Raw genomic sequence first — 26,842 nt, forward strand, 5'->3', positions numbered from 1 at the left:
ATATTTCAATTGTTGGAATCTGAAAGGCAGTAATTGGAATGTCACTAATTCCTCATCAATGGCATTGTCGTTAATGAAATAAACTTATTTCGATAAAAAATAATTTCATTATTAGGGAATACATTTATGTCTATTATTTATGATGCAAATATAGGTTCTACACTGAGTAACTGGTATGGTTCTATTGTTATATCTAAAATTCGAAACAATGATGGCTCTGCGGTGGAGGCGGAATCATTTTTATCGTTTTATTTTGTTGCTCCTGTGCCAGCGAGTGATGCTTTACAAATTAGCACGGTGCCTTGGATGGCTTTTTCCAGCGAAGTTAAAAATCAGCCCATCGATGATAAAACTGTTTCCGTGATGATTACTATAAAGGCAGAGTCTGGGCAAAAGTTCTCTTTATCGGATAAAGATTGCATTACCATTCCTTTTGATGCACCAACGGCAACAACATCAAACCTACCAAAAATGCTTCCGGAATGTTGTTCAAAAATAACTATTACCGCAGACCAGTTACCCGCAACCGAAGGAACAATTAATATTAACTGTGCTGTATCACCGGATGAAAAGAAATTAAATAATATAAAACCTGTTATAAAATTAAGTTACGGAGAAATTACGCAGACTGCTGAATTAAATCCGGGAAAACAGCAACAAATCAGTTTGTTATCGGGTAATTATTTGCTTCAAGCCGAAACGATTGAAAATGAAGATGCTACCGCCGTGGTTCCCGTTATTGTTGCTCCTAAATTAGCCAATATTATTGCTGGAAACACATCTCATGTAGAGGTCTCATTTGGCAAGGTAAGTTATTTTAGTGCAGTAGATTTTAAAATCGAAAAAGCAGAAGAGATTGCAGATGAGCAATTAAAGGTTTCCCTGAAAACAGAGGAAGAAATATATAATTTTGATGTGCTTACAGGTGTAAGTAAAAATATACGTCGTATTAGTTATGATGGTAATTTGTCAACTGATATCACGCCGTTGAAATTAAATAACAAACATATCTCCTTTAACGTTCCAGTATTGAAACTAGAGGGCAATCTTGTCAATCACGTTATTACACGTGATATGATGGAATGCACCGAGAGTAAAACATCTACTTTTCAACCATTAAAATTTAAAATTAACACGGATAGTGAAATTTCCAAAAAAATGACTGTCCGGTTATTATCCGATGAAATGAATTACGTTCAGGAAATCGAGGTAAAGAATCTGACAATAACATTGCCTTTAGCAGTAATGCCAGGCTCATACCGTGTAGTTATCGAAAACTTTATTGATAATAAAATATTACATATCGTAAAAAATGCTGAGCTATTGGTTGTAAACAGTACGGATGAAAATATTCTCAATATTGATATAAAACGTTCTGCCAATCTATCAGTCCGTGGTTTTCCCGATTATCTGTCATTTGGTGGTTGCATCACGTTTGAAGGCAATAACAAGGACTTATTGGTTAATGCCCGCACCTCATCAATATTTAAATATGCAGGTACTGGTGGTGATGGAAATCCCCATGAGTTTCTTGCTAAGGATGATGCCACAGTGAATTCGATTAATATGGCCCGTGCCATTGAAAATGAATTACCTGCTGACGGAAATGTTTTACCAGTGATGATCTCTTACACAGTTCAATTATCAGGTGGTGGTATATCGGGTCTTGGCGATCGAGATGCTCATATGCACTGCTATGGTAATTTTATTCTAGCCTTATCTACGGCACAAAAAAGACAGGATGCTGCACACCCAGTTTCTGCTGGTTTTATCGTAAACCCTGATTTTCTCGGCGAATGTCAAAAAAATAATATTACTAAAGAAACTCCAATGCCTGTTCGCAGTCCGTTAGGCGATGCGCTAAAGCACTGGAATATCGATTTGGCAATCCCTGAAGCTATTGAAGATAATGTGGGGGGGTATATTCAAAGCGTTAACTGGTTGGCTCGCACCATTGCTCCATCAGTTACGTTTGGTTGGCAAATTAATCTTTGGGGAGTCGGAAGTTCTATATGGATCTATGATAATAAAGGTTCTATGACGCCACAAAAAGCAGGGAAGGATACCGCAGATTATCTTAAATCCTTGCAGGTCTATAGTGGGGATTATTGCCCGGATTTCTTGGCTATTGACCGCTATGAGGCTGATGACTTAACTATTCGCTCTTATGTTAATAGCTATTGCTATGGCCCGCATGAATGGCGTCGATTCTATGATTTTTGTGCTGAAGTTAGCGAACAGCTTAACTGCCCTGTAATGCCTTGGCAAATTCCTGCCAGCCGCACGCCTTTAAAAACAGATTATGTGACCGATAATTTTGAGGAGCAGCATTGGGGCTCTAGCGCTAACTACTTGTTTGGCGATGCCGCGCTTGGCTCTGACGTAAAAAATATCCACTCGACGATTCGTGAGTTTGATTTCAACAAATATGCTCCGGCTACGGCGGCACAGGTAGGCGCAACGCCTGAGCACATGTATACGCGCAAAGGCAAATTCGACGTCTCTGAACCTGGTTATAAAGATTTTGCAAAACAGGGAATTTTCGCCGTTCTGCTAGGTGGCGGCTGTACGTTGGGTATTGTTCCACCATTAAGTTGTACCGCCGCTGATACGGCTTGGGTTGGTGACAGGCTAAATGCTTACCGCGATCAACCATTAACATTCCTGGATACATTGAAATAGATTTCTAATTAAATGAAGGAATAAATCAGAGGCAGAAAGCTCAGCTTTTTGTTTCTGATTTTATAGCCGTAAAGCGAAGTCGTGATTATTAAAGAGGTGATAAATACTTGGGTTCGGGGTATTAAAGTATTTATCAGATAAGGTGATAATAAAGTGAATAGTACGTTTATTATAATGTTTAACCAAATAATTTCTTATGTGAGTTTACATTTTACGTCTGGATCTAGTGTTGCCATGGGGGCCTCAACTGGAGCAATATACTATACGTTTACAGAAAAAACGCGTTCAAAATCTAAAACTATAGCTTTATTTATAATCTCATTTATGACTGGGATTATATCTGCTGAGTTCGCAGCCAATTTTCTTTCTGCAATAACGCCAAGTTCAGTAGTCGCTGAGGCTTCCTTTGGCGCCATGATTTCCTCTGCACTGTGTATAAAAATATTGAAAGCTATTGGTAATAACATCAATGATTTCGTTGCTCGCTTCAAGGAAAGTTGAAATTCCTGTTTGTTGGTGGTTTTAATCTGGGTTGTTTTTAATTTTTATATTTATGCTTATGAAAAGTATTTTATTACCTTAAGGTTTAATGGTTTTTCAATATGTCATTAATTTACTATATAAAGCACATTTCAATTGTTGTGGTGTGTGTGTCATTATTTGGAATATACGTTATGGCTTAATACGGTTAATTTAAACACGCCAAGGCAGAAGGATGAAATGCCTGCTGGTATGTAAAATATTATCTAATTATAAAGAGAGAAAAATGAATAACAAAGTGATTAACAGTTTACTTGTCCAAAAAGATGAACATACAGAAAAAACGTATGAAATGGATAACTTTGATCCTAAAGTTGAGATTAGTAATTACAGCTATACCTCAAGTCGAGTAATGAAACCTGTTTATAATAAATATAAAACTCAGGGTAAACCTAAAGTTTTCGGTTATTACACTGATTGGTCACAATATGATGGTCGATTAGATAATAAGTTCGAAAAAGATAACCGCGGGGCAGGCTATGACTTGGCTAATTTATCCCCAACGGCTTTTGATAAAATTATTTTTGGCTTTATCGGTATTTTCGGTGACCAGGGAGATATGGTGAAAAAAATTGATGCTGCTGCATCATTACAAAATAAAAGCAAGTATGAACCTCTATTTTTGGATCCTTGGGGTGATTTCCAGTCATACCGTAACTGTGACCAGCCTGAAGCCTGGCGAGAGATTGACGTGGCCACAGTTACTCAGGAAAACTCGAAAGGGATCCTCGGTGGACTGCGTGATTTCCAGCAAAAAGCCAAAAAACTGGGTCATGAGCTGGCTCTTTCCATGAGTATTGGCGGCTGGACAATGAGTAATATTTTCCACGAACTGGCTGCTAGCTCAGAAAGCCGAAAGATCTTTGCTCTGGGTGTCGTAAAGCTGTTTAAACAGTTTCCAATGTTCAGCGAAATCGATATCGACTGGGAATATCCTAACGATATCGGCAATGAGAACCCTTTTGGCCCGGAAGATGGTGATAACTATGTTTTGTTGATTAAAGAACTACGTCAGCAGCTAGATGCCGCCGGCCGTTCTGATGTCAAAATTAGTATTGCAGCGGCTGCTGTAGTGAAAAAAATTGTTCACTCTAAAATCAAGGAATTACTGGCTGTCGGTTTGTATGGTATCAATCTGATGACCTATGATTTCTTTGGTATACCGTGGGCAAAGGAATTAAATCACCACACCAACATTATGCCGAAAGAGCCTGATGGCGACTCCGTCGATACAGTTATCAATTATCTTATCGCGCAGGGTATTGCTTCTGACCGCATTAATATCGGATATGCCGGTTATTCACGCAACGCGAAAAAAGTCGAAATTGAAAGTTTCTCGCCGTTGAAAGGCTCACATGACCTTAAAAAAAGCCTGACTACCGGGACTTTAGAATCGGCAAGCACTGTTTGGGCCGATTTAATTTATAACTATCTGGATCTCGAAAACCAATGCGGTCGCAACGGTTTTAATGTCTATACCGACCAAATTGCCGATGCCGATTATCTCTATAGCCCACAGAGTAAATTGTTTTTGTCTATTGATACTCCACGAACAGTAAAAGCCAAGGGGGAGTATGTGATGAAGCATAATTTAGGGGCTTTATTCACTTGGACGATTGATCAGGATAACGGTGTACTGGTTAATGCCGCGAGAGAAGGATTGGGCTGCGAGATTGAAACGCAAGTCATTGACATGAAACATTTTTATTTCGAGGGTATCAATGTTAAGCCTAAAAACGGCGAAGATGAAAAAGAAAAAGAAAAAGAAAAAGATGAAGCAGATAAAACTAATCGTGCGCCAAAAGGAAATATCGCCCTGCGAGTGACTTCGGGATCCGTTGTGCAATTATCAGCGCAGGCTTCTAGCGATGAAGATGGCGATCAGTTGTCCTATCAGTGGATTCTGCCCGCGGGTATTGTCAGCGCTGATACCAAAGCAGACGTTATTGAAATCAAAGCGCCTGATGTTTCCACGGCAACTGATTTTTCTTTTGAGCTGGTAGTTAAAGATGCAAAAGGCGCAGCGGCAGAAAAGCAATGCTTCGTTCTTACCGTAGTTAAATCGCAAAATGTGAAACCTGACCCAACGCCTAAAGATTATCCGGCATGGGTAGTGAGCGGCCATATTTACCGTAAAGGTGACAAAGTCATTTATGCGGGAGTTAAATATATTTGTATCAATCCGCATACTTCTAACTCAGGCTGGATACCGGGGGTTGCGATTACATTGTGGAATGAAACAGTGTAATTACTGAAAACTGTCGAGTACTGGCACTAGAGTCCTTAAAACTCTAACTTATTGATGATAAATGCTAAAAGGCCTCTTTCGAGGCCTTTTTTCTTAGGAAACGTGCTGCAGGAATTCGCGTAAACGATCGCTTGGCGGGTTGGCAATCAACTCGGCCGGAGGACCATCTTCAGCAATGCGACCTTTATCAATAAAGATCAGACGCGAAGCCACTTTCTCGGCAAAGCCGACTTCATGGGTCACAATAACCATTGTCATGCCTTCTTCCGCGAGATCTTTCATGACGGTCAGCACTTCATGACGCAGTTCTGGATCCAGCGCCGAGGTTGGCTCATCAAACAGCATCAGCTTAGGTTTGACTGCCAGCGCACGGGCAATCGCCACGCGCTGCTGTTGGCCGCCAGAAAGCTCGGAAGGGTAGTGGTGCGCTCTTTCAGAAAGGCCCACTTTAGCCAGCAGCTCTTTTGCCAGTTTTTGTGCGTCATCCTTGCTCGCACCGCGCACGCGAATCGGGCCAAAGGCGACGTTTTCCAGTGCAGTCATGTGTGGGAACAGATGGAATTGCTGGAAAACCATGCCCGCTTCCTGACGAATAAGGCGCTCATCGACTTTAGGGTCGTTAACCTTCAGCCCATCGACTATCAAGTCACCGGAAGTGATTTCTTCCAGCTTGTTGATGCAGCGCAGCAGGGTAGATTTACCTGAGCCTGAAGGGCCGATAATGACCACGACTTCGCCCTGTTTGATGTTCAGCTCGATATTATGTAACACCTGGGTTTTGCCAAAGTGTTTGGAAACGTTTTTAAATTCAATCATAAAATTTTCAGTTTGCGTTCTAAGCGGCGCATCGCAAAGCTCAGTGCCAGCGTGATGATCAGATAGATAACGGCAACAGCACTCCAGATCTCCATCGCGCGGAAGTTACCGGCAATGATTTCCTGACCTTCACGAGTAAGTTCCGCTACGCCGATAACAATAAACAGCGAGGTATCTTTGATACTGACGATCCATTGGTTACCCAACGGTGGCAACATGCGGCGCAGGGCCAAAGGCATGATGATGTAACGCAGCGTTGCACGACGGGAAAGCCCCAGCGCCAGGCCAGCTTCGTTAAAGCCACGGTTGATAGACTGCACGGCCCCGCGAGTAATCTCGGCAATATAGGCACCGGAGTTGATAATGATCGTTACCACGGCAGCGGTAAAGGGATCGATACGCAATCCGCTGATCATCATTGGCAAGGCAAAATAGATAAACATTACCTGAACAACAATTGGAGTACCGCGAATAAGCTCGATAAATACCAGAGCAATATTACGGCTGATCATTCCACCAAATGCGCGCGCGAAGCCCGCAGTGACGCCGATAATTACGCCGCCCACTAAACCCAGGATAGAAATCCACAGGGTCATCTTGGCGCCTTCAAGAAGGATAGGAAGAGCGGCCCAAACAACGCTCCAGTCAAACTGCATGGATTAATCTCCTGATAAACAAAAACAAGCCGACCCTGGCGAAATTCACTCAGGGCCGGTGATATAGCTTCTAACGTTGACGGTAGGTTCTATATCGCAATACTTCGATTATTTAGGTTCTGCATCGAACCATTTTTTATAGATAGCTGCATAAGTGCCGTTGGCGCGCAGAGTTTTCAGCGCGGCGTTAACTTTGTCACGCATTGGGCTGCCTTTCGGGAAGGCAATACCGTAGTCCTGACCTGCAACAGCCGGCCCTACAGTTTTGAAGTTACCGTGACCGGCAGTTTTGATGTAGTACTGAATGTTTGGTGCATCGAACAATACTGCGTCAGCACGGCCCGTACCCAATTCCATGTAGGCGCTGTCGATATTCGGGAACTGGCGAACGTCTTTAGGTTTCAGGTTGGAAGCAATGTAGTTGACAGAGCTGGTGCCGCTCTTGACTGCAATCACTTTACCGTTTAAGTCAGCGGTACTTTTGATGTCTTTATTGCTTGACTGCACCATGGTGATTAAACCGCTGGTATAATAACCATCAGAGAAATCAACAGCCTGCGCGCGCTGTGGTGTGATGGTGATACCAGCCAGAGCCAAGTCGATGTTTTTGGTCTGCAAAGCCGGGATGATACCGTCAAAGTCCATAGGCTTGAGGGTATAAGAAACTTTCATTTCTTTTGCCAGTGCAGCCCAAAGGTCGATATCAAAACCAACGTATTTGTCGCCCTGTTTAAATTCGAAAGGAACGAATGCGGTATCTGTAGCAACGATAAGTTTTTCTTGTGCTGCGTGTGAGCTTACTGCAAAGGCCAGCGTCAGTGCGGCCAGAGAAACCTTTAACATCGACTTCATAAGTGCAATTCCTTTAATTGTCTATGGGAATACATACCCTTTTATAGTTACGTGGGGTGATAAGCAAAAGTTATACCACATTTGCACATATCTTTAAATTCAATGGGTTAGTTTCCTGTTGGCGGCATGAAATGGTAAAGTACACCGCGTAATGCACCTTTGTGGTGCCGGTTGTTTTCGCAACGATCCTTTATGGTGCGAAACGCTAGGCTATACTAATTTTTGTCTCAAAAATGCGCATTTATTAACATTTTTATACATTTAGTGCGCATTTCTGCTAACAAATATCCTTGCAAAGACGATTTATCGCCATTTTCTGGGGCGGGCAGTGTGCGTTAAAACGAGGCGTAGGGCAATGTGGGGAATTAATGCTCGAAATTGGTGCGGTTAAGTGGAGGTTATGCTAATTGAAAGGTGAAAAAAATGGGAAGCCTAAGCCTCCCATTGATTGTTGATGATTATTTCAAACAGTGATCATCAAAAACTGTCGCATTTAAAACTATTCGATATTCGCTTCGATAAACCACAGGAATTTATCGAGATCACGCGAAGCGGCTGTGAATATATCAGCAGTATCTTCGTCTTCCACCTGAGTAATCGCTTTACGCGTATCGTTAGCCACGATGGCATAGCGTTCGGCCAGTGCTTTCAGATGTTCCTGTACAGAGTGAATATTGGTTGGATAACTTTTCAGTGGCGTTTTATCGTTAACCACTTGCACGGTACCCAATGCTGTACCACCCAGCTGAATCACACGTTCTGCAATGGTATCCTGGTGGTCAGTGATGGCAGTACGGAAACCATCCAACATTTCATGCACGCCAATAAAGTTGGCTCCGCGCATGTTCCAGTGAGCCTGTTTGGTGATAAGCGACAGATCCACAAATTCCACTACCAGCTTGTTCAAAACCTTAATGGTTTCCAGCTTGGTGCTTTCGTCAACATCATTGCGTGTATAAAGAAGCTCTGAAGATTTCGTTTTTACCAGTTTAGCGGTACTCATCATTAATATCCTCTTCAGTGAGTAGTTAGTATTTTGTTCACGGAAATAAGTATAGCAAGCTTTGGCGATAACGTAGGAAAATATTACCTATCAATCCTATAGCCTAGAACTAATAATGTTCAATGGCGTTTTTGTTAAGTCAATATTTACTGCCCTCATCGCTACAAAATTTATAAGCTTTGTAAAAACCATTCCCATATGGTTAATAAATAACTTATGGGTTGAAGTGGTAAATATCAACCTTTGGCCAAAAAATTATTTTCATTTTATTGATTAAAAAGGATTTTTTAGTTGTAAGAAAATCCTGTAATAATCCATTAATCTAAATGGTATTTATTTTCATTGGCATTTAAATTCATGAATTTTTTATTATTAAGACTATTCTGTAATTTTGATGAATAATTATTCTAATAATAGGCGGATGTTGTGCAGGTTTTTTAAAGGAGAGCCGAGGCCCTCCTTTATATAATGTATTAACTAAAGTGTAATGTATTAATCAAAGTGTTATGCGACCACTATATAACACGTCGCCGGTCGGTTGCCCTGTCGGCGAGCCTCCTTTAGGCTCCAGGCTTATTGCCAATGTCGAACCGCCATTCGCCTGCATATCATTAAGCGCCAGCGCTGTCGGCGCTTCACTGCTCACGAGCCCCAGAGATTTTGGTTTACCCCCTGCCGGTATTACCCACAGTTCCAGACTGCGATCGCTGGCGACCTGAGCCGCATGCAATGGGGTAATAGTTAACTGATGGGAAGTGTTGCTCGCCATGACAACCCATTGGCCAGCTGAGGGTGTTGCTCCGCTATTGGCCAATACGGCAACTGGGGTTGTCGCTGTATTTTTCAAACCGGAGGTTTCCCACAGCTTAGGTACGAGCAGCACTGCAGCCAGACAAGCCGCGACCGCCCAGCCAATGTAGGCACGGTTAAAGCGGGAGCGTGATTTTTGGCTCGCTGAGGAATGCTCTAACGTCGGCTCAAGCGGCAACGGTTTGGGTGGCAACTGGAGCTGAATTCGTTTCCAAACTGACTCGGGCGGCACTACAGGGTCAAGATGGTTATCCAACTGGGCAAAGGCTTCCTGCCAGCGAGCAACTTCTGCTGCCAGCTCCGGGTCTTGCAACATCTGCTGTTCAAACTGCAGGCGTGCTGATCCGCGAAGCGTTCCCAGTGCATATTCTGCCGACAGCGCGGCGCGATACTCGCGTCTGTTTTTCATAGGCCCACGCAGCTCTTTAAGTGTTCCAGGGCGCGACGGATCCAACTTTTTATCGTGCCAAGAGGTTGTTGCAAGTGGTCGGAAACTTCGCCATGCGAGAGTCCCTGGTAGTAAGCTAACACCAGGCTTTGCCTTTGTTCGGAGGGTAAATGCCCCAGACATTCCGCCAATTTTTTCGCGTCGCTGTCCTGTTGCAGACGGCGAAGCGGTTGACTGTATTCATCACTTAGACTTTCCTCTGCTCCTTCTTCCAGCTCCAGCAGCTGATTGTCACTGCCGCGCATCCAGTCAATCGAGCGGTTACGCACAATGTGCGTCAGCCAGGTCATCGGCGAACTGAGCAAAGGATTATAGGTAGATGCCCGGTTCCAGGCAGTTATATAGCTATCGTGCAGGACTTCTTCGGCCCAGGCATGTCGGCGCAGCATGCGCAATGCAACCGCAAAGAGGCGAGGGGAGGTTAAACGGTAAAGTTGCTCAAAAGCCTGACGGTCCCCTTTAGCCATGGCCTGCATCAGTTGCTTATGCAGTTCACCATCGCCGGGTGGATTTTCAAAGGCGCTGTCTTTCATTCGTTCTTCCTGAATACTAGAGAATGCAGCACACCGGCGGTACTGCATTCCCCCGGCAGTATTCCAACGGGAATACCGCTTATTATTATAGGAGACTGAATTTACTTAGGCATTAATACTGTATCGATAACATCGATAACACCGTTACTTTGATTTACGTCATAAGTGCTGATATTGGCGATGTCGCCTTTAGCATCTTTTAATTGAATATTGTGTGGGCCATTACTCATCAGCCATAGTGCCTGGCCGTTTACCGTTTTAAGTTCTGCGTGGCCGCCACCTTTTTTCAGCAATTTTTCTAAATCTTTCATTTCATATTTACCGGCCACTACGTGATAAGTCAGGATGCTGGTCAGCATTGCCTTGTTTTCAGGTTTGACCAGGCTGTCTACGGTACCCGCGGGTAATTTGGCGAAGGCGGCGTTGGTTGGCGCAAATACGGTGAAAGGACCTTTGCCGGAAAGTGTATCAACCAGGCCTGCGGCTTTCACAGCGGCAACCAGCGTGGTGTGATCTTTAGAATTGACGGCGTTCTCAACGATATTTTTTGACGGGTACATTGCAGCACCACCCACCATGGTGGTGTTATCTGACATCATTGCAGCCATTGACGCGGTGCTGAACAAAATTGAAGCACACAGAGCGGTACGGATAAATGTTTTCATGATGTAATCCTTTAAGGTTGGGTCGGTAAGATGTTTGCCTGACATCAATACATACGAATCAACCCTGCGTTTTGGATGCAAAAAAGATCAAAATAAATGAACTATTTTCGATCTTTTTTGCAATCTCATGATTTCATTATCTTAGTGACGCAAAGCTTTACTGCGGATCAACTTTAATAGCACGAATTTTGTTCTTCTTCTGCACGGTCAGCGTAGAACCCGCCGAAGCCGCGATAATGGCGACCAGCGCCAGCCATTGTGTCGGGGTTAGAATTTCGTCAAGAAACAAAATGCCGGAAAATGCCGCCATCGCGGGTTCCATGCTCATTAACGTGCCAAAGGTCTTGGCCGGTAGCCGAGTCAGCGCCATCATCTCCAGCGAGTATGGCAGGGCGGAGCTGAGCAGGGCGATACCCAGACCGATAGGCAGAATTTCGAGGCTAAACAGCCCACTGTGCGCCTGCATGATACCTATGGGGCAGAATATCAATGCGCCAATGGTTGAACCCAGGGCGGCCGTTCCAGGACCATAGCTGCTGCCAGCACGTTGACCCGCCAGAATATAAACCGCCCAGCAAGCGCCCGCTATCAACGCAAAGCAGGCCCCGGTTAGATCAATGCCTGAAACGCTGTGTCCAATTGGCAGCAGGAACCATAATCCGACTACCGCCAGCAGCACCCAGACAAAATCAACGGGCTTGCGCGAGGAGAACATCGCCACCGCTAGCGGCCCGGTAAATTCCAAACCCACTGCGATTCCCAACGGCACCGTGCGAATTGCCAAATAGAAGGTATAATTCATACAACCCAGCGCCAGCCCGTAAATAAGCAGCGAGCGAATATTGCCGCCGCGCATCTGCAGGCGCCAGGGTTTGAAGTAAGCCAATAGAATAATTGATCCCATGCCGAGGCGCAGCGCCGTCACTCCCTGAGAACCAACCAGAGGGAATAAAGACTTCGCCAAAGCGGCTCCTCCCTGTAAAGAGAGCATGGCTATGAGGATCATCGCGACGGCAATCAGCGGATGGTGAACTTTTACAGAACTGAGCGCAGTATCTTCAAGCGCTGAAGAACCTGTCTGGTTTTCTAAAGAATTATTTTTCAAAGATTCTGTGTCCATACATGGTAAAGAGAGCAAATCAACGCCGTCATTGTACTGGCAAGACAAAATCTTTGGAGTATTAGTGTGGGCAGATTGTAAAAAAAATTGGTGACTAAGGCCAAACTCGGACAATTTTACTCAGTAAGTGGTGAATATTTATCCAAATAATTAAGAATTATCTGCTAATATGAAAAAGTTCAATAAGTTTGTCTTATAATTTTTAGTCAATAAAGTCGTTAAATTATAACAAGTTAAGTGGTGTTGGAAACTATCTGTTACACCATTTGATGCATTGGACATCTTATTCGAGGCAGAGTTTCACGGAACTTTTTGTTATATTTTAATGGTGAAGGTTAATTTGGTTCCCTTTTTTGAGGTGGTTATGAAAAAAATTGCATGTCTTTCCGCATTAGCTTGCGTAGTAGCTTTAAGCACTTCAACTGCGTTTGCGGTTGATAACACCAGCACTGTTTCTGTAGGTTATGCACAGGGTGATGCGCAAGGTGTTGTGAACAAAGCGAAAGGTTTCAACTTGAAATACCGCTACGAGTTCGAAAGCACCCCATGGGGCGTTGTTGGCTCCCTGACCTATCTTAACAAATCACATTCACCTGTTGAGAATGACTACCAGAAAGGTGAGTACTACGGCGTAACCGTAGGTCCATCTTACCGTATCAATGACTGGGTCAGTGCTTATGGCTTAGTGGGTATGGGTGTTGGTAAATTCGAACAGGTTGGTAATGCTTCTTCTATCGACCGTGAAAAAAATCGTCACACTGACGGTGGCGTAGCTTACGGCGCTGGTCTGCAGTTCAACCCAATCGAAAACGTTGCACTGGACTTCTCTTACGAGCAGAGCCGTGTTAAAAACGTTGACATTGGTACTTGGATCGCTGGTGTTGGTTACCGCTTCTAATTGCCGAAACTTGATGGTCTTAAGTTATAATAATACCGACCATCCAGCTTCGAAAAAAACCGCCTTTAGGGGCGGTTTTTCTATTCTGGCGTTCTATGATTTCTGTTCTGGACAGTCTTGAAACCGCCTTTTAAATCCCGCTATACCAGTTATAACCCTGATCTTCCCAATATCCACCCGGATAATTATCTGTGACAAAAATCGCTCCGATGTGTTTGGCATTCTTAAAACCAAGCTTGGTGGGCATTCTCAGGCGCAAAGGATAGCCAAAGTCCGGTGGCAGCGGTTTACCGCCAAAATCGAGCGCCAATATGGTTTGTGGATGCAAAGCCGTGGCCATATCGATGCTGGAATAGTAGCGGTCGTCACATTTGAAACCGACATATTTGCAGTTCAGGTCGGCGCCGATGTTTTCCAGAAAAGTTTTCAGCGGCACGCCGCTCCACTGCCCAATTGCGCTCCATCCTTCAATACAGATAAGTCGAGTGATCTGACTGCTTTGCGGTAAGCGCTGCAGCTGCTCCAGCGTCCATGGCGCCTTCTTTTGCACATTGCCCGAGACTTCCAGCCGATAGTTGGGAATATCGATTTCCGGAACGTTATATTCGGGATAATAAGCATTGAAGCGAAACGGTTTGGTAATTTGGTCTGCTGAATAAGTTTGTGCCAGCTTTTGCCCGCTGAACAGCCATCCCTGAACCCGATCATTCCAGCGCGACATGGCCCATAACACTTTATCGACTTCATCGCCGTCTTGCATGTTACAGCCGGTAAGCATGGAAACTGCGCCAAGAGTCAGGCCGGATTTAATCATCAGACGGCGTTGAATATTAACCAACTGTTTGCGTTGATCCGGCTCGAGGATGATTTTTGGACGCTTTTTTTCATCAGTCATCGGCGCTGTCTCCTGGTTTATTTGCCACGGTTTTGCCGCCGGTAATCATGGCAGGCAAGGTTTTAGGCACCAGTAACACCATGACAACGTGAACAATAACGAACAGCATAATGCCGCTCATCGCAAAAAAATGAACGTACCGGGCAATGGTAAAGCCACCCATCAGATAAACGAGTCCGCTGAACTGCACCGGTTTCCAGATTGACAGCCCAGAAAACACCAGCAACAGCCCCAATAGCAGGACGCCAACATACATCAGCTTTTGCACCGCATTGTATTGGTTTGATTTATGCGACAAACGCAGGCGTAAAGCGCCGACAAAATCATGCCATACGGAGGAGGGTGTAAACGGAAAAAATCGTTGTTTAAAGTGACCGCTAAACAGGCCCCAGAGCACATAAAACAGCCCATTGGCTGCCAATACCCACATCACCGCCAGATGCCAACCAATGTTGCCACCCAGCCAGCCGCCCAGCGTGGCGCTTTGCGGGAAAGTAAAACTGAAAATGGGGTCGGCGTTATAAATACCCCAACCGCTCATCACCATGCCAATCATCACCAGCAGATTGACCCAATGACAAACTCTCACCGGCCAGGGATGGATTCTTTTTTTACGCATCAGAGTGTCCTTGGAGGGAGGTCAGCTTCGATCCGCCCTGAAACGCAGACACGTGAGGGAGGCGGACCGAAGCTGTTAATCATAACTATTTATCAATGGCAAAAGCCAAATTACATCGGTGGGGTTACGCCATCTTTACCGGCTGCAATACCGCGAGCTGCCAGTGCGCCCTGCGCATCTTTAACCGGGAACAGAACGATGTGAGCACCCGCTTTCAGCAGGCTACGATCGCCCGGCGCCAGCAGAACTACTGGAACATTGTCTGGAACGATTACCGTTTTTTCGCCGTTCTGATATTTAACGGTCAGGGTGCGGCCATTGCTGTTAACCAGCTTGCCGACGGTGCCGTTAGTCATGGTGTTGATTTTGCCATCGGCAGATTCAAACGGGTTAAAGCCTTCACCGCTGCCGCGCAGGCTTGGTGCGAAAACGTGAACTTCCAGCGCTTTCAGCGTGCCGTTGGCTTGAGGAACTGCCGCAGTACCGATAAAGCTGTCTGCCTTGATATCAGTGAGTTTGCCTTCGGTAACCTGAGTGATTTTAGTCTGGTCAGTCAATTTAACGTCCAGCTTGTCGCCAGAGCGGGTGGTCAGAACCAGAGACGTTGGCGTCACTGAGTCGATAGTGCCACGAGTAGGTTTGATAACGTTGCTGGCATCTGCTGCGAAAGCACCGCTGGTCATCAGCAGCGAAGATAAAAGCAGACCGGCAAGGCGTGAGGACTTAATCATATTACTCTCCAAATTTTCGTATGAGAAACTGACAGGAAGTCAAAGCTCGTTCCATCGAGGAAAGAGCAGGTAATGCATCACCCAAGAAAAACAGCTACTTGGTTTAACTCTGTTTACTAATAATAGTAAGAGTGAACGACAAACAGGGACCTGCTGATGACAAGTTGATGACAATATTGTCATCAAAGGTTTCTGACAGAACTGATAGACTTTATTAAGAATAGCAGTGAACAGAGGCACTAATGCGGATACTGGTTATCGAAGACGACGTCAGCACTGGCGATTACCTGAAAAAGGGGCTGAGTGAGGCGGGCTATCGCGTAGATTTGGCGCGAAACGGTGCCGACGGATTGTTTATGGCGCTGGAAGAGGGCTATGACGCGATTATCCTCGACGTGATGCTGCCTGGGCTAAACGGCTGGCAGGTGATGGAAGTGTTGCGCAAGAAAAGCGCTGTACCGGTGCTGTTTCTCACTGCTCGCGATGAAGTGCAGGATAGGATCCACGGCCTTGAGCTGGGCGCTGACGATTATCTGGTGAAGCCTTTTTCATTCACCGAGCTGATGCTTCGCGTGCGTACCCTGCTGCGACGCGGTACGGTGCGTGAGTCCGACACTTATTCGCTGGCTGACCTGCATCTTGATGTCCTGAGGCGTAAAGTGACGCGTCAGGAAACGGTTATCCCATTAACAAACAAAGAATTTATGCTGCTTCATTTATTAATGCGCCGCGAGGGCGAAGTGCTGTCGCGCACCATGATTGCTTCACAGGTTTGGGATATGAACTTTGATAGCGACACCAACGTGGTTGATGTGGCGGTGAAACGCCTGCGCGGTAAAATTGACCGTCCTTATGATGTGAAATTGATCCATACCGTTCGCGGTATCGGCTATGTCTGCGAAGTACGTGATTATGAGTAAACCGACTTTTTCACTAACCCTGCGTTCAACCTTGCTGTTTGCCTTGATAGCCGCTCTGGTGGTCAGCAGCGTAGGTTTTTATCTCTATTACGCGATGGAAAAAGAGATGGTGCGCCGTGCCGACTATCAGGTTGCGGGTCGTGTGCAGTATTTCCGTCAACTGCTGGGTAACAGCTTTCCTTTGACGCAGCTGACGCGAAATCCTGGATTATTCGAAAACATGCTTGGCAACGAGCAGGATATTTTGCGCTTTAAACTGGTGGGGCAGTCACCGATCATCAATGTTAATCCCGGTCATATCGTGTTGCCTGAGGTCGCTGCTGTCGCTGATGGCCAGAATCTCACTTTACAAAGTGTTCATCATATTTTGGCTATGGATGATATACCGGTGCGCTATGCCGCAGCCGACGTGCGGATGAGAAATGGCCAAACTGTGGAGATTCTGGCAGGGCATTACATGGCTGGGGAAACTCGGATGCTGGTGGCTTTTCGCTGGGAAATTATTGCCTCGGTGCTGTTGGCCTATGTGCTGATTGCCGGGCTGGGCTATATCGTTATCCGTCGCGGGCTGCGGCCGTTGCAGAAAATGGCGCAGGAAGCTGCCGAAATTCACCCGACCAGTTTATCTACCCGATTGAGCGAAGAAGGAGCACCGCTGGAATTACAGCAGCTTATTCACTCATTCAACGAGATGCTGGACAGACTGGCGGAGGGTTATCAGCGGCTTAACCAGTTTTCTGCCGATTTGGCCCACGAGATCCGCACGCCGGTCGGCGCATTGATGGGACATTGCCAGGTTGCGCTTTATCAGACTCGTAGCACCGAAGAATACGAAACGCTGCTGGCTAATAATATGGGTGAGCTGGAGCGCATTTCACGGATGGTGGAAAATATTCTGTTTCTTGCGCGCGCTTCCCATGCTCGCTCAGTGCTGACTATCACGCCATTATCGATGGCGAATGAAACGCTGCGCGTGGTCGACTATTTTGAAGGTCTGGCCGAGGAGCGGGGGATTCGGTTGCACTGCCAGGGCGAGGGCGTGGTGTTTGCCGATGCGCTGCTTTTCCAGCGTGCCTTGAGTAATCTGGTTGCCAACGCCATCAATTACGGTAATGAAAACAGTGAGGTACAGGTTTCGGTGGATCATCAGCCGGACAGTAGTCTGGTAAATGTCGACAACGCCGGCCCAGCCATTCCAGCCGACAAGCTTGATAAACTGTTTGACCGTTTCTATCGCGCCGACCCTTCTCGCAGCGAAGGCGGAAGTTCAAACGGGCTGGGATTATCTATCGTTCAGGCTATTATGGCGCTGCATCATGGTAGCGTTCAGGTTAGTTCACTGGCCGGCGGTAAAACGCGTTTTACTCTTTCGTTTCCGCGTCAGCAAAACTAATTTAGTTAAAACATACAAAATAATTGTTTTTTTGTGCTTATTTATCTCATTGATATATAGGTTTTTGGTAAAATTCGTAACATAATTTTGTTTTAGTCATGAACAGAAGCAGAATGATTCTGTAATCCTAGGGTCTGATAGAGTAATCCGTTGTCTTTTTGTGCTCTCTGGGCAATGACTTCGGAATGAGCGAGTGGTATTCGCTATCAAATCCTTAAAAGAGTCATTACTGATTGATGTATAAATTAAAAGCACTAATACAACAGAAGATTTCACTTTTTATTGCGTTATACCTGGGAATAATACTTAACCTACCTATTTTCTACCGTCGTTTTCATCAAGTCCATTACGCCAATACCCAGGCACTAATGGTGGAGATGATTGCCGCATTTGCTCTGGTTTACTTCATTACCACGCTAGTGTCCTTAACCGGCAAAACTTTCTATCGGATATTAATGAGTTTTGTCGTGGTCGGCTCGCTCGCCGCTGGCTACTATATGATTGTTTTTAATGTCGATATTGGCTACGGCATTCTCGCATCAGCGCTGGCCTTTGACTCTATAGACCTTTCGAAAGAGTCGGTAGGCACTCACTTTTTCCTCTGGACCCTTATCGGCAGTCTAATCCCGCTTATTGTACTGTGGGGCGGCAAAATGCCCGGTTCTGCCTTGCGTGAGACTACCTGGCAAAAACTACTGTTAAAAGGAGGACTGCTGCTTGTTAGTGGTCTGGCTTGTTTAATGCCATTGAAGTGGATGGAGCACAAGCAAGAGGCTCATGATCGCCTCGATAATCGCATGATGGCGAGTTATGGCGGGGTGGTTGCTGCAACCTATTCGCCATCCAACTGGCTTTCTGCACTGGGACTTTTCGCCTATAGCGCTTACAGCCAATCTGAAGACACGAAAAATCTGTTCGATCCGGCAAAACATTTCACCTATGTTCCGCCCAAAGACGTTAAAGATTTGTATGTCGTATTTGTCATTGGTGAAAGTGCCCGGCGCGACCACATGGGTCTGTATGGTTATGCGCGGGACAATACTCCCAACCTCGATAAAGAAAAAAATCTGGCCGCGCTGCAAGGTTATTCGTGTGATACAGCAACCAAGCTTTCCCTGCGTTGTATGTTTGTACGAATGGGAGGGACTCAGGATAATCCGGAACGCACTTTGAAAGAGATGAACGTTTTCTCGTTACTTAAAAAACAAGGATTCAGCTCAGACCTCTATTCCATGCAAAGCGAGGCCTGGTTTTACAACAAAACCAATGCTGATTCTTACTCTTTACGGGAAACTATTGGTTCCGAAAAGCGCAATACCGGTAAACCCGTTGACGATATGTTGCTAATTAATGAGATGAAAGACTCTATCGCCAATCATCCTGATGGCAAGCATCTCATCATTCTGCATACCAAAGGCTCGCACTATCTTTATTCTGAACGATATCCGCGCAGTTTTGCCCGTTACCAGCCGGAGTGTATGGGGATAGATAATTCCTGTTCTACGCAAGCGATGATCAATTCTTATGACAACTCGCTGCTTTATACCGACTATTTCCTCGAGCAGGTGTTGAATCAACTACGCGATAAAAATGCTGTCGTATTTTATGCTGCTGACCACGGGGAATCCGTATCGAAAAACATGCATTTCCACGGAACACCACGCGATCGTGCGCCTATCGAGCAGAGAGAAGTGCCGATCATGGTATGGGCTTCAGACAAGTTTTTGGCTAACGATCAGAATCGTCAGGGGTTTGCACAGTTACAACTGATGGCGAAGAATAAAACACCGGCCTATCATGAGAAACTTTTCGACAGTATATTAGGTTGTATAGGCTATTCCTCACCTGATGGCGGCGTGGTGGATCAGCATAATTGGTGTCATGTGCAAACAACGGGATCAAATTGAGAAGAATAAATGGATAATGCGCGTCTTGTGGTAGCGATTCTCACGCTGATTATGACGTTATTAACCCTATTGCCTCTATCGCGTAACCAGCGTTGGTGGGTCAGAGTTTGGGATTTTCCGCGCCTGCAAATGGCGGTGTTATCGGTGATTTTTTTAATTCTGGAGCTGTGTTTCCTGCCCGGCGGTGGGCCTCTGGCGTGGATTATCGTGCTGTTGGCGCTTGGCTGTACTCTTTATCAAAGCTGGTGGATTTTCCCGTACACAGGGCTGGCAAACATTCAGGTCAAAAAGACACCGCACACCACGCATTCTCGTATCAAACTCATCAACTGCAATGTGTTGATGACTAATCGTAATACGGCAAAGTTACTGAAGATTATTGAAGAAAATCAGCCGGATATTGTGGTGCTGCTGGAAACCAATTTGTGGTGGGAACAGCAAATGTCTCCGCTGGAGGCGAATTATTCATACACTCTCAAATGTCCGCTGGAAAATCTCTATGGTATGCACGTTTATTCGCGCTTGCCGCTGATTGAGTCGAAAATTCAGTATCTGGTAGCAGAGGGGATCCCTTCGATGCATTTTCGAGTGCGTTTGCAGGGAGGCGAGGAAATTGTGATGCATTGCTTGCATCCGATGCCGCCAAGCCCTACGGAAGATGACGAATCCACCAACCGCGATGGCGAGCTGATTGCGGTCGGCCATACGGCGGCGCGGGCAACGTATCCCACTATTGTTACTGGCGATCTTAACGATGTGGCCTGGTCGCGCACTACACGTTTATTTATGAAAATCAGTGGGCTGCTGGACCCGCGCCGTGGCCGAGGGATGTTTAACACTTTCCACGCCAGTTATCCGGTGCTCCGCTGGCCGCTGGATCACGTTTTTCACAGTAAAGAATTCACTCTAATCGACCTGAAACGCCTTGAGCCGATGGGTTCGGATCACTTCCCGATCATGGTGGAGCTAGCGCTAAATCCGCTGGAAGGAAAGACGCAGCAAAAGCTTGAGATAGAGCAGGGCGACATCGAGGAAGCTCGTGAAAAAATGGAAAACGCGGGGATTAAAAGCCGGGATGTCCATCAAGCTGAATTCTGTTAAACCGAACAGAGTGCGGTTTTAGATTTGGAATCTAAAGGCAACTTTTTTGTGCTGCGCATGGCTTAACTTCAACTCTCTGTCAGTGGAATACATCCGCCTAGTGTAAAACCAGTAAATGACTATGCTGGGAAAGGGCGAGCAGGAAGCAGTTTTAAAATTGCAGATTGATATGCCTTGAGGCTATTCGTTAACCAATTAAAAAATGGCTGGCGTGTTTTGCAATATATAAGACTAAAGAATGTATAGAGGAGACAAACATGCAAGCATACGAAAATAATAAAATGGCGCATCCACAAAAAAAACAAAAAGCAGATGCCATATCAACGGCCAGTCCTTCTTATACCAGTGACAGGCATACAAGAATAGATAAAATTCTTGCCCTACACCAGTCTAAAGTAGGTAATCGGTTATTATGGAATGACGAGTGGGAAAAGCATATAAACTCTAGAAATCACGCTGAAATGATTAACATACTAAGTGGAGTTATTGAGGCTTTTGGCGGACTTGAAAGTTATATAGAGATAACCACAATAGACCCCTTTGTTTTAACCGATCCTGTGTGTGGCCTCTCAGCTCAAAATATCTTCAAACTTATGGTTGAAAATGACCACTCTGTTAACCCCGTCGATACGATAAAAAAAGATCCTTCGAATACTGATGCGCTGGAGAAAATGACTGAGGATAAAAGCTATGTTGTATTGGTCAATGATGCACGTCTGGGTCATATGTTCTTGATAGACAAACCAGCCGGGAGCGATGTGGGCTACATATATCAATCTAATCTGGGTGGTTCGCTACCTGCATTGAGCATTGCTGATTGGATGAAAACCCGCAGCAAAGACCCTGTATCCATAGCACTCATAAAAAGGTATCTCCATAAAGATTCGTTGAAAACCAATTCCAGTCAGTGGAAGAAAGATGTCGCTAGCATGCTGGAAATTAATAATGACTCGGAAAAGATAGACATGACGCAGCTAAAAGAGGAAAAAGACGTGATATTCCATGTTCGACAATATGATGATTTTGTTTTTAATAAAAATTTAACATTATTATCTATGCAAGGTTAAAATCAATAACTTTCAAGAGATTGCAATTTGGCAAGTGATAATATTTCGATGTAAAAGCTTATCTTTTCAGGGCCTGCTATATTTCAGGCTCGTCTGTCGATGTCAGCACAGTTTGTTTAAAGGGCATTGTACCTTCGAGAGCAGCAATGAAATTATTGACCCTGATGCACTGGTTGCCGGGCTGAAACTGGGGGAGCGGAAAAATCTGGGGTTCCGGCGTAGAACCCCCTTCCAGATACTCCCCCATTAAATTTAGTGAACCGGAAAAACGCCACGGTGCTTATTGACCTTATAAAAGCTGTGAGCTGCGCCTAAAGCTATCCGCAGCACACCAGCCCGTGCGCCGCACAAACCCTCTTTAAAGCGCCCCCGAGTCGCTACTCGGGAAACGTCAGAGTATTCCCCGGGGCTTCCCGATTAATATGCAGGAAGTTCAGGTGTCGCTCGTACTGGTCGAGGATATCGTTGATCACCTGATGCTTGGTAAAGTCCATAAGATCGTTACCCTGTGTCCCTTCGAGCAGGAAGGTTTCCAAACGGTAATAGTGCGATTTCCCCGAGCGAGCACGATAAGTAAAGCCCGGCACGGCATAGCGCTGTGGCCAAATCTGATAGATAAAGTTCTGCTCCTCGCCCAGCTTGACCAATAACTCCAGATGATTGAGCTTTTCATCTTCCAGCGCCTGCGCCTCAGAGAATTCAACCTTGGCGCCGCGCAGTTCAAGCTCATTTGCGACTTCCTGCATTGCCGGGCGACAGACAATATCGAGCATTTTCTGCGTGTGCGTGGTGCCAGGGAAATTCATCACTCGTGACAGACGCTGCTTCCAGTTCAGCGCCGCATCTCCGGTTGACGGTGTGGCGGGTGCATAGTTCTGCTGCGTACTGGCGCGGCGGAAATCCTCAAGGCGCAGCGACTTGTACAGCCCGGCCATCACAAAGAAGATCACAAAACTAAACGGCAGGCCCATGATCACCGTGGTGTTCTGCAATGCCGAAACACCGTCGGTCATCAGCATCCCCAAAGTCAGAACCCCGATGGTCACCGACCAGAAAATGCGCAGCCAGTTTGGCGCATCATTATTGATGTCGACCAGCTTGGAGGTGAAATTACCCAGCACCAGTGAACCCGAATCCGCTGAAGTGACATAGAACAGCAAGCCGGTAATAGTTGCCACCGAGGCGCTAAGAGTGAAGCCTGGGTATTGTGCAAGCAGGCTGTAAACGCCGCGCTCAGGGTGAGCAATCACTTCATTGGCGAATGCCAGATTACCGTGCAGGATCTGGTAAAGCGCGCTGTTGCCGAAAATTGACAGCCAGAATAGCGTGAACACAAATGGAATAATCAGCGTACCCAATACGAACTGACGGATGGTTCTGCCACGAGAAATACGCGCCAGAAACAGCCCGACAAACGGCGACCAGGCAACCCACCAGGCCCAGAAGAACAGAGTCCAGCTGTTCATCCACTGCGTTGGTCGATCAAACGCAAAGGTGTTTAGTGTCATGCCCATAAAGCGATTTATGTAGTCGCCAATATTCAGCACCAGAGCATTGAGCAGAAATTCAGTATTGCCGAAGAACAGCAGGAACAGGATCAGACCCAGCGCCAACAGGACGTTCAGCTCCGAAAGGATGCGGATGCCTTTGTTCACGCCAGAGGTCACCGAAACCGTAGCCATAATCACCGACAGCAGAATCAACGCCGCCTGTACCCCCAGACTTTCTGGAATATGGAACAAGACTTTCAGGCCGTAGTTAAGCTGCACCACCCCAATACCCAAGGTGGTTGCGATGCCAAAGATGGTGCCGACTACTGCCGCAATATCTACGCTGTGACCGATAGGACCATAGATCTTCTTGCCAAAAATCGGATACAGCGCGGAGCGGATAGTCAACGGCAGGTTATAGCGGTAGCTGAAATAACCCAATGCAATGCCCATCAAGGCGTACATCGACCAGCCGGTGAGGCCGTAGTGGAACAGTGTCCAAACCATCGCCTGCCTGGCCGCAGCAATGTTCTGCCCCTGACCTTCGGGCGGCAGCATATATTGCGTCACGGGTTCGGCCACTGAAAAGAACATCAGGTCGATGCCGATACCGGCGGCAAACAGCATCGATGCCCAGCTCATCATCGAGAATTCAGGTTTCGACTGTTCTGGCCCGAGTTTGATCGAGCCAAAGCGCGAGGCGGCGATAAACACCACAAATACAATGTATAACGTGGCGGCGAGCATGTAATACCAGCCGAAAGTGGCCGATACCCATTCCAGCGCCACGCCAATTGCTTTTCCAGAGATATCGGTAAAGAAAATGGTCATCAGCGTAAAGGCCAGAATCAATCCTGCCGAGGTAAAAAACACCACCTTGTTTAGCGAGTCTTTAGGTTTATCCGAAAGTTCAATAGAAGCCATCGTTTTCCCGTTTTATCAGAAGTAAAAAAAACAAAAAACAGGTGAGTAATTGGACGCAAAAGCAGCGCGCCTTAGCGCATATCAAGAACACCGAGGACTGCTTTTGCATCGGCAAAATATTTGTCCTGACAGGAGATCCGCTGAGTACACTGGCTATAAATTCCAATCACTACCAAAAAGTAAGCTTAGGGAAATAATTCCTTAAACTTATTGTTTTTCAATAAATTGATAACTTTTTTAAGCACTTTTTTGCCCAAACTGGTTACCAACCGGTAATAAAATATATGCATTTTTTATTGAACGTTCAATCAAAAAAAAGTTTAATAGGGGCAGTTACGGCGTTCATTAACATTGAAACAGCCCGCAAAATGGCCGTTTCGAAACGCCTTTTTCAGGAGTGGAGTCCATGCCTAAAGTTGGAATGCAGCCGATTCGGAGACAGCAGTTGATTGACGCGACGCTGGCCGCCGTGAATGAAGTTGGCATGCACGATGCCTCGATTGCCCAGATTGCTCGTCGGGCGGGCGTATCGAACGGCATTATCAGTCACTATTTTCGTGACAAAAATGGCCTGCTTGAGGCGACGATGCGTTATTTGCTCAGTCACCTTGGCGACAGCGTCAAGCAAAGGCTTGCTACCTTAAACGATGATTCGCCGACTGCGCGGCTGCGGGCGATTGCCCAAGCCAACTTTGACGAAGGGCAAACCAACGATCCGGCGATGAAAACCTGGCTGGCGTTTTGGGCCACGAGCATGCATCACCCGCAGCTGTATCGTTTACAGCAGGTGAATAGCAGAAGGCTCTACTCGAATCTTTGCGTCGAATTTCGACGTTTTTTACCTCATCACGAGGCGCGTCTGGCAGCGAAAGGCCTGGCAGGTCTGATTGATGGTTTGTGGTTGCGCAGCGCGCTGAGTCACGAAGCATTCGATCGCCAGGAGGCGTTATTAATTACGCATCGTTATATCGAATCGCTGGCGCAGACTGCCGCCCGTTAGAACATTGAAAAGCCTGCACAAGTTGCTTGCTTTCATACAGGAGAATTTATGTCCCGCTTTGGCATGCAAAAACTTTATATCGACGGTCGCTATCAGGACAGCACCGGCGGTGAAACTTTTCCGGCCATTAATCCGGCCAACGGTGAAACTCTGGCCGAGGTAGCTTCGGCAACCCGCGAAGATCTCGACCGTGCGGTTGTGGCTGCGCAGAAGGGGCAAAAAATCTGGGCCGCGATGACCGCGATGCAACGTTCCCGCATCCTGCGCAAGGCCGTGGATATCCTGCGTGATCGTAACGACGAACTGGCGCAAATTGAAACGCTGGATACCGGTAAGCCGCTGTCTGAAACCACCGCCGTAGATATTGTGACCGGTGCCGACGTGCTGGAGTATTACGCGGGTCTGATCCCGGCGATTGAAGGTCAGCAGATCCCACTGCGTGACAGCGCGTTTGTTTACACTCGTCGCGAACCGCTGGGCGTCGTTGCAGGCATTGGTGCGTGGAACTATCCGATACAAATCGCACTGTGGAAATCCGCGCCAGCGCTGGCTGCAGGTAACGCAATGATCTTCAAGCCAAGTGAAGTCACCTCGTTAACCGCATTGAAACTGGCTGAAATTTACACCGCAGCCGGTGTGCCAGATGGCGTGTTCAGCGTGTTGACCGGCAAGGGTGCTGAAATTGGTCAATATCTGACCGAGCATCCCGGTATTGCCAAAATTTCCTTCACGGGTGGCGTCGTGACCGGCAAGAAAGTCATGGCCAGCGCCTCGGCGTCCACGCTGAAAGAAGTAACCATGGAGTTGGGGGGTAAATCACCCCTCATCATTTTCCCGGATGCCGATTTAGACAAGGCCGCCGACATCGCGATGATGGCTAACTTTTACAGCTCTGGACAGGTGTGTACCAACGGCACCCGCGTTTTTGTACCGAAAACACGGCAGGGCGAATTCGAAGCCAAAATTCTTGAGCGTGTCAAGCGCATCAAGCTGGGTCAGCCGACCGATGAAGCCGTGAACTTTGGGCCTCTGGTGAGCTTTGCCCACATGGAAACCGTGCTGCGCTTTATCGATAGCGGCAAACGTGAAGGCGCACGTCTGCTGATTGGCGGCGAACGCGTAACCAGCGGCGAATACGGCAAAGGCGCTTTTGTCGCGCCGACGGTGTTTACTGACTGCCGCGATGAGATGGAAATCGTCCGCGAAGAGATTTTCGGACCGGTGATGAGCATCCTGACTTACGAAAGCGAAGACGAAGTGATTCGCCGCGCCAATGATACCGATTATGGTCTGGCCGCCGGTCTGGTCACTCGTGACCTCAACACGGCGCATCGCGTTATTCATCAGCTTGAAGCCGGTATTTGCTGGATCAATACCTGGGGCGAATCGGCGGCAGAAATGCCGGTTGGCGGCTACAAGCATTCAGGCGTCGGTCGTGAAAACGGCGTCAGCACGCTTGAACATTACACACAAATCAAATCCGTGCAGGTTGAGCTGGGCGAATTTAGTTCGGTGTTTTAACCG

23 protein-coding genes are annotated in these 26,842 nt (G+C 46.5%); 11 read left to right on the top strand and 12 right to left on the bottom strand.

Going from position 1 to position 26,842, the window contains the following annotated elements:
- The first annotated feature begins 126 nt into the window (after positions 1–126).
- The 3 genes from SPM24T3_RS17990 to SPM24T3_RS18000 all read left to right on the top strand — a co-directional run bounded on the left by SPM24T3_RS17990 (position 127) and on the right by SPM24T3_RS18000 (position 5,470).
- Positions 127–2,682 (top strand): hypothetical protein, encoded by a 2,556-nt coding sequence (locus SPM24T3_RS17990; protein WP_009638223.1) that lies wholly within the window; start codon positions 127–129, stop codon positions 2,680–2,682.
- A 153-nt stretch (positions 2,683–2,835) separates the two neighbouring features.
- Positions 2,836–3,183, top strand: coding sequence for a putative holin (locus tag SPM24T3_RS24810; RefSeq protein WP_083836274.1), 348 nt, complete (start codon positions 2,836–2,838; stop codon positions 3,181–3,183).
- Between the two features lie 265 nt (positions 3,184–3,448).
- Positions 3,449–5,470, top strand: coding sequence for a glycosyl hydrolase family 18 protein (locus tag SPM24T3_RS18000; RefSeq protein WP_009638226.1), 2,022 nt, complete (start codon positions 3,449–3,451; stop codon positions 5,468–5,470).
- A 93-nt stretch (positions 5,471–5,563) separates the two neighbouring features.
- Here the strand turns inward: SPM24T3_RS18000 and glnQ are convergent, their stop codons facing one another.
- From glnQ to rhtA, 8 genes are all read right to left on the bottom strand, one after another.
- The gene (gene glnQ, locus SPM24T3_RS18005) at positions 5,564–6,286 is read right to left on the bottom strand and encodes a glutamine ABC transporter ATP-binding protein GlnQ (RefSeq protein ID WP_009638227.1); all 723 of its coding nucleotides are present in this window, start codon (positions 6,284–6,286) and stop codon (positions 5,564–5,566) included.
- Positions 6,283–6,942 (bottom strand): glutamine ABC transporter permease GlnP, encoded by a 660-nt coding sequence (gene glnP / locus SPM24T3_RS18010; RefSeq protein WP_009638228.1) that lies wholly within the window; start codon positions 6,940–6,942, stop codon positions 6,283–6,285. The genes glnQ and glnP overlap by 4 nt, the downstream gene beginning before the upstream one ends.
- 108 nt (positions 6,943–7,050) lie before the next feature.
- Positions 7,051–7,794: a glutamine ABC transporter substrate-binding protein GlnH gene (gene glnH, locus SPM24T3_RS18015; RefSeq protein WP_009638229.1), complete on the bottom strand. Its 744-nt coding sequence runs from the start codon at positions 7,792–7,794 to the stop codon at positions 7,051–7,053.
- Positions 7,795–8,293: 499 nt separating this feature from the next.
- A complete protein-coding gene (gene dps / locus SPM24T3_RS18020; RefSeq protein ID WP_009638230.1) occupies positions 8,294–8,797 on the bottom strand; it encodes a DNA starvation/stationary phase protection protein Dps in 504 nt (167 codons plus the stop codon).
- Between the two features lie 496 nt (positions 8,798–9,293).
- On the bottom strand, positions 9,294–10,016 hold the full coding sequence (locus SPM24T3_RS18025) for an anti-sigma factor domain-containing protein (RefSeq protein ID WP_009638231.1): 723 nt from the start codon (positions 10,014–10,016) through the stop codon (positions 9,294–9,296).
- Entirely contained in the window at positions 10,013–10,588 is a 576-nt protein-coding gene (locus tag SPM24T3_RS18030; protein ID WP_009638232.1) for a sigma-70 family RNA polymerase sigma factor, read from the bottom strand. The genes SPM24T3_RS18025 and SPM24T3_RS18030 overlap by 4 nt, the downstream gene beginning before the upstream one ends.
- Before the next feature lie 101 nt (positions 10,589–10,689).
- Positions 10,690–11,253 carry a fasciclin domain-containing protein gene (locus SPM24T3_RS18035; RefSeq protein WP_009638233.1) on the bottom strand — a complete coding sequence of 188 codons (564 nt, stop codon included), beginning with the start codon at positions 11,251–11,253 and terminating at the stop codon, positions 10,690–10,692.
- A gap of 157 nt (positions 11,254–11,410) precedes the next feature.
- Entirely contained in the window at positions 11,411–12,274 is an 864-nt protein-coding gene (rhtA, locus tag SPM24T3_RS18040; protein ID WP_255346527.1) for a threonine/homoserine exporter RhtA, read from the bottom strand.
- A 463-nt stretch (positions 12,275–12,737) separates the two neighbouring features.
- Between rhtA and ompX the strand changes: the two genes are divergently transcribed.
- Positions 12,738–13,271 (top strand): outer membrane protein OmpX, encoded by a 534-nt coding sequence (ompX, locus tag SPM24T3_RS18045; RefSeq protein WP_009638235.1) that lies wholly within the window; start codon positions 12,738–12,740, stop codon positions 13,269–13,271.
- Positions 13,272–13,401: 130 nt separating this feature from the next.
- Here the strand turns inward: ompX and SPM24T3_RS18050 are convergent, their stop codons facing one another.
- From SPM24T3_RS18050 to SPM24T3_RS18060, 3 genes are all read right to left on the bottom strand, one after another.
- Positions 13,402–14,166: a molybdopterin-dependent oxidoreductase gene (locus SPM24T3_RS18050; RefSeq protein ID WP_009638236.1), complete on the bottom strand. Its 765-nt coding sequence runs from the start codon at positions 14,164–14,166 to the stop codon at positions 13,402–13,404.
- The gene (locus SPM24T3_RS18055) at positions 14,159–14,785 is read right to left on the bottom strand and encodes a cytochrome b/b6 domain-containing protein (RefSeq protein ID WP_009638237.1); all 627 of its coding nucleotides are present in this window, start codon (positions 14,783–14,785) and stop codon (positions 14,159–14,161) included. Before SPM24T3_RS18055 ends, SPM24T3_RS18050 begins: the two co-directional genes overlap by 8 nt.
- Positions 14,786–14,895: 110 nt before the next feature.
- Entirely contained in the window at positions 14,896–15,516 is a 621-nt protein-coding gene (locus SPM24T3_RS18060) for a hypothetical protein (protein WP_009638238.1), read from the bottom strand.
- Positions 15,517–15,758: 242 nt separating this feature from the next.
- Between SPM24T3_RS18060 and SPM24T3_RS18065 the strand changes: the two genes are divergently transcribed.
- From SPM24T3_RS18065 to SPM24T3_RS18085, 5 genes are all read left to right on the top strand, one after another.
- The gene (locus SPM24T3_RS18065) at positions 15,759–16,436 is read left to right on the top strand and encodes a heavy metal response regulator transcription factor (protein ID WP_009638239.1); all 678 of its coding nucleotides are present in this window, start codon (positions 15,759–15,761) and stop codon (positions 16,434–16,436) included.
- Positions 16,429–17,829, top strand: a complete 1,401-nt coding sequence (locus SPM24T3_RS18070) for a heavy metal sensor histidine kinase (protein ID WP_009638240.1) — start codon at positions 16,429–16,431, stop codon at positions 17,827–17,829. Before SPM24T3_RS18065 ends, SPM24T3_RS18070 begins: the two co-directional genes overlap by 8 nt.
- Before the next feature lie 236 nt (positions 17,830–18,065).
- The gene (gene eptB / locus SPM24T3_RS18075) at positions 18,066–19,736 is read left to right on the top strand and encodes a kdo(2)-lipid A phosphoethanolamine 7''-transferase (RefSeq protein ID WP_009638241.1); all 1,671 of its coding nucleotides are present in this window, start codon (positions 18,066–18,068) and stop codon (positions 19,734–19,736) included.
- Positions 19,737–19,745: 9 nt separating this feature from the next.
- Positions 19,746–20,837, top strand: a complete 1,092-nt coding sequence (locus SPM24T3_RS18080; protein WP_009638242.1) for an endonuclease/exonuclease/phosphatase family protein — start codon at positions 19,746–19,748, stop codon at positions 20,835–20,837.
- A gap of 257 nt (positions 20,838–21,094) precedes the next feature.
- Positions 21,095–21,904 carry a cycle-inhibiting factor gene (locus SPM24T3_RS18085; protein WP_009638243.1) on the top strand — a complete coding sequence of 270 codons (810 nt, stop codon included), beginning with the start codon at positions 21,095–21,097 and terminating at the stop codon, positions 21,902–21,904.
- Between the two features lie 377 nt (positions 21,905–22,281).
- Here the strand turns inward: SPM24T3_RS18085 and SPM24T3_RS18090 are convergent, their stop codons facing one another.
- Positions 22,282–24,318, bottom strand: coding sequence for a choline transporter (locus SPM24T3_RS18090; RefSeq protein WP_009638244.1), 2,037 nt, complete (start codon positions 24,316–24,318; stop codon positions 22,282–22,284).
- Between the two features lie 406 nt (positions 24,319–24,724).
- On the opposite strand from SPM24T3_RS18090, the gene betI reads away from it, so the two are divergent.
- Positions 24,725–25,318, top strand: a complete 594-nt coding sequence (gene betI, locus SPM24T3_RS18095; RefSeq protein WP_009638245.1) for a transcriptional regulator BetI — start codon at positions 24,725–24,727, stop codon at positions 25,316–25,318.
- A gap of 48 nt (positions 25,319–25,366) precedes the next feature.
- Positions 25,367–26,839, top strand: coding sequence for a betaine-aldehyde dehydrogenase (betB, locus tag SPM24T3_RS18100; protein ID WP_009638246.1), 1,473 nt, complete (start codon positions 25,367–25,369; stop codon positions 26,837–26,839).
- Positions 26,840–26,842 lie beyond the last annotated feature (3 nt).

The organism is Serratia sp. M24T3 (genome assembly GCF_000257645.1).
Lineage (GTDB): Bacteria > Pseudomonadota > Gammaproteobacteria > Enterobacterales > Enterobacteriaceae > Rouxiella.

Bases quoted from the DNA above. Each gene is read 5' to 3' on its own strand.
- SPM24T3_RS17990 (WP_009638223.1), top strand. From the start codon at position 127: ATGTCTATTATTTATGATGCAAATATAGGTTCTACACTGAGTAACTGG.
- SPM24T3_RS18000 (WP_009638226.1), top strand. From the start codon at position 3,449: ATGAATAACAAAGTGATTAACAGTTTACTTGTCCAAAAAGATGAACAT.
- glnQ (WP_009638227.1), bottom strand. From the start codon at position 6,286: ATGATTGAATTTAAAAACGTTTCCAAACACTTTGGCAAAACCCAGGTG.
- glnP (WP_009638228.1), bottom strand. From the start codon at position 6,942: ATGCAGTTTGACTGGAGCGTTGTTTGGGCCGCTCTTCCTATCCTTCTT.
- glnH (WP_009638229.1), bottom strand. From the start codon at position 7,794: ATGAAGTCGATGTTAAAGGTTTCTCTGGCCGCACTGACGCTGGCCTTT.
- dps (WP_009638230.1), bottom strand. From the start codon at position 8,797: ATGAGTACCGCTAAACTGGTAAAAACGAAATCTTCAGAGCTTCTTTAT.
- SPM24T3_RS18025 (WP_009638231.1), bottom strand. From the start codon at position 10,016: ATGAAAAACAGACGCGAGTATCGCGCCGCGCTGTCGGCAGAATATGCA.
- SPM24T3_RS18030 (WP_009638232.1), bottom strand. From the start codon at position 10,588: ATGAAAGACAGCGCCTTTGAAAATCCACCCGGCGATGGTGAACTGCAT.
- SPM24T3_RS18035 (WP_009638233.1), bottom strand. From the start codon at position 11,253: ATGAAAACATTTATCCGTACCGCTCTGTGTGCTTCAATTTTGTTCAGC.
- ompX (WP_009638235.1), top strand. From the start codon at position 12,738: ATGAAAAAAATTGCATGTCTTTCCGCATTAGCTTGCGTAGTAGCTTTA.
- SPM24T3_RS18050 (WP_009638236.1), bottom strand. From the start codon at position 14,166: ATGACTGATGAAAAAAAGCGTCCAAAAATCATCCTCGAGCCGGATCAA.
- SPM24T3_RS18055 (WP_009638237.1), bottom strand. From the start codon at position 14,785: ATGCGTAAAAAAAGAATCCATCCCTGGCCGGTGAGAGTTTGTCATTGG.
- SPM24T3_RS18060 (WP_009638238.1), bottom strand. From the start codon at position 15,516: ATGATTAAGTCCTCACGCCTTGCCGGTCTGCTTTTATCTTCGCTGCTG.
- SPM24T3_RS18065 (WP_009638239.1), top strand. From the start codon at position 15,759: ATGCGGATACTGGTTATCGAAGACGACGTCAGCACTGGCGATTACCTG.
- SPM24T3_RS18070 (WP_009638240.1), top strand. From the start codon at position 16,429: ATGAGTAAACCGACTTTTTCACTAACCCTGCGTTCAACCTTGCTGTTT.
- eptB (WP_009638241.1), top strand. From the start codon at position 18,066: ATGTATAAATTAAAAGCACTAATACAACAGAAGATTTCACTTTTTATT.
- SPM24T3_RS18080 (WP_009638242.1), top strand. From the start codon at position 19,746: ATGGATAATGCGCGTCTTGTGGTAGCGATTCTCACGCTGATTATGACG.
- SPM24T3_RS18085 (WP_009638243.1), top strand. From the start codon at position 21,095: ATGCAAGCATACGAAAATAATAAAATGGCGCATCCACAAAAAAAACAA.
- SPM24T3_RS18090 (WP_009638244.1), bottom strand. From the start codon at position 24,318: ATGGCTTCTATTGAACTTTCGGATAAACCTAAAGACTCGCTAAACAAG.
- betI (WP_009638245.1), top strand. From the start codon at position 24,725: ATGCCTAAAGTTGGAATGCAGCCGATTCGGAGACAGCAGTTGATTGAC.
- betB (WP_009638246.1), top strand. From the start codon at position 25,367: ATGTCCCGCTTTGGCATGCAAAAACTTTATATCGACGGTCGCTATCAG.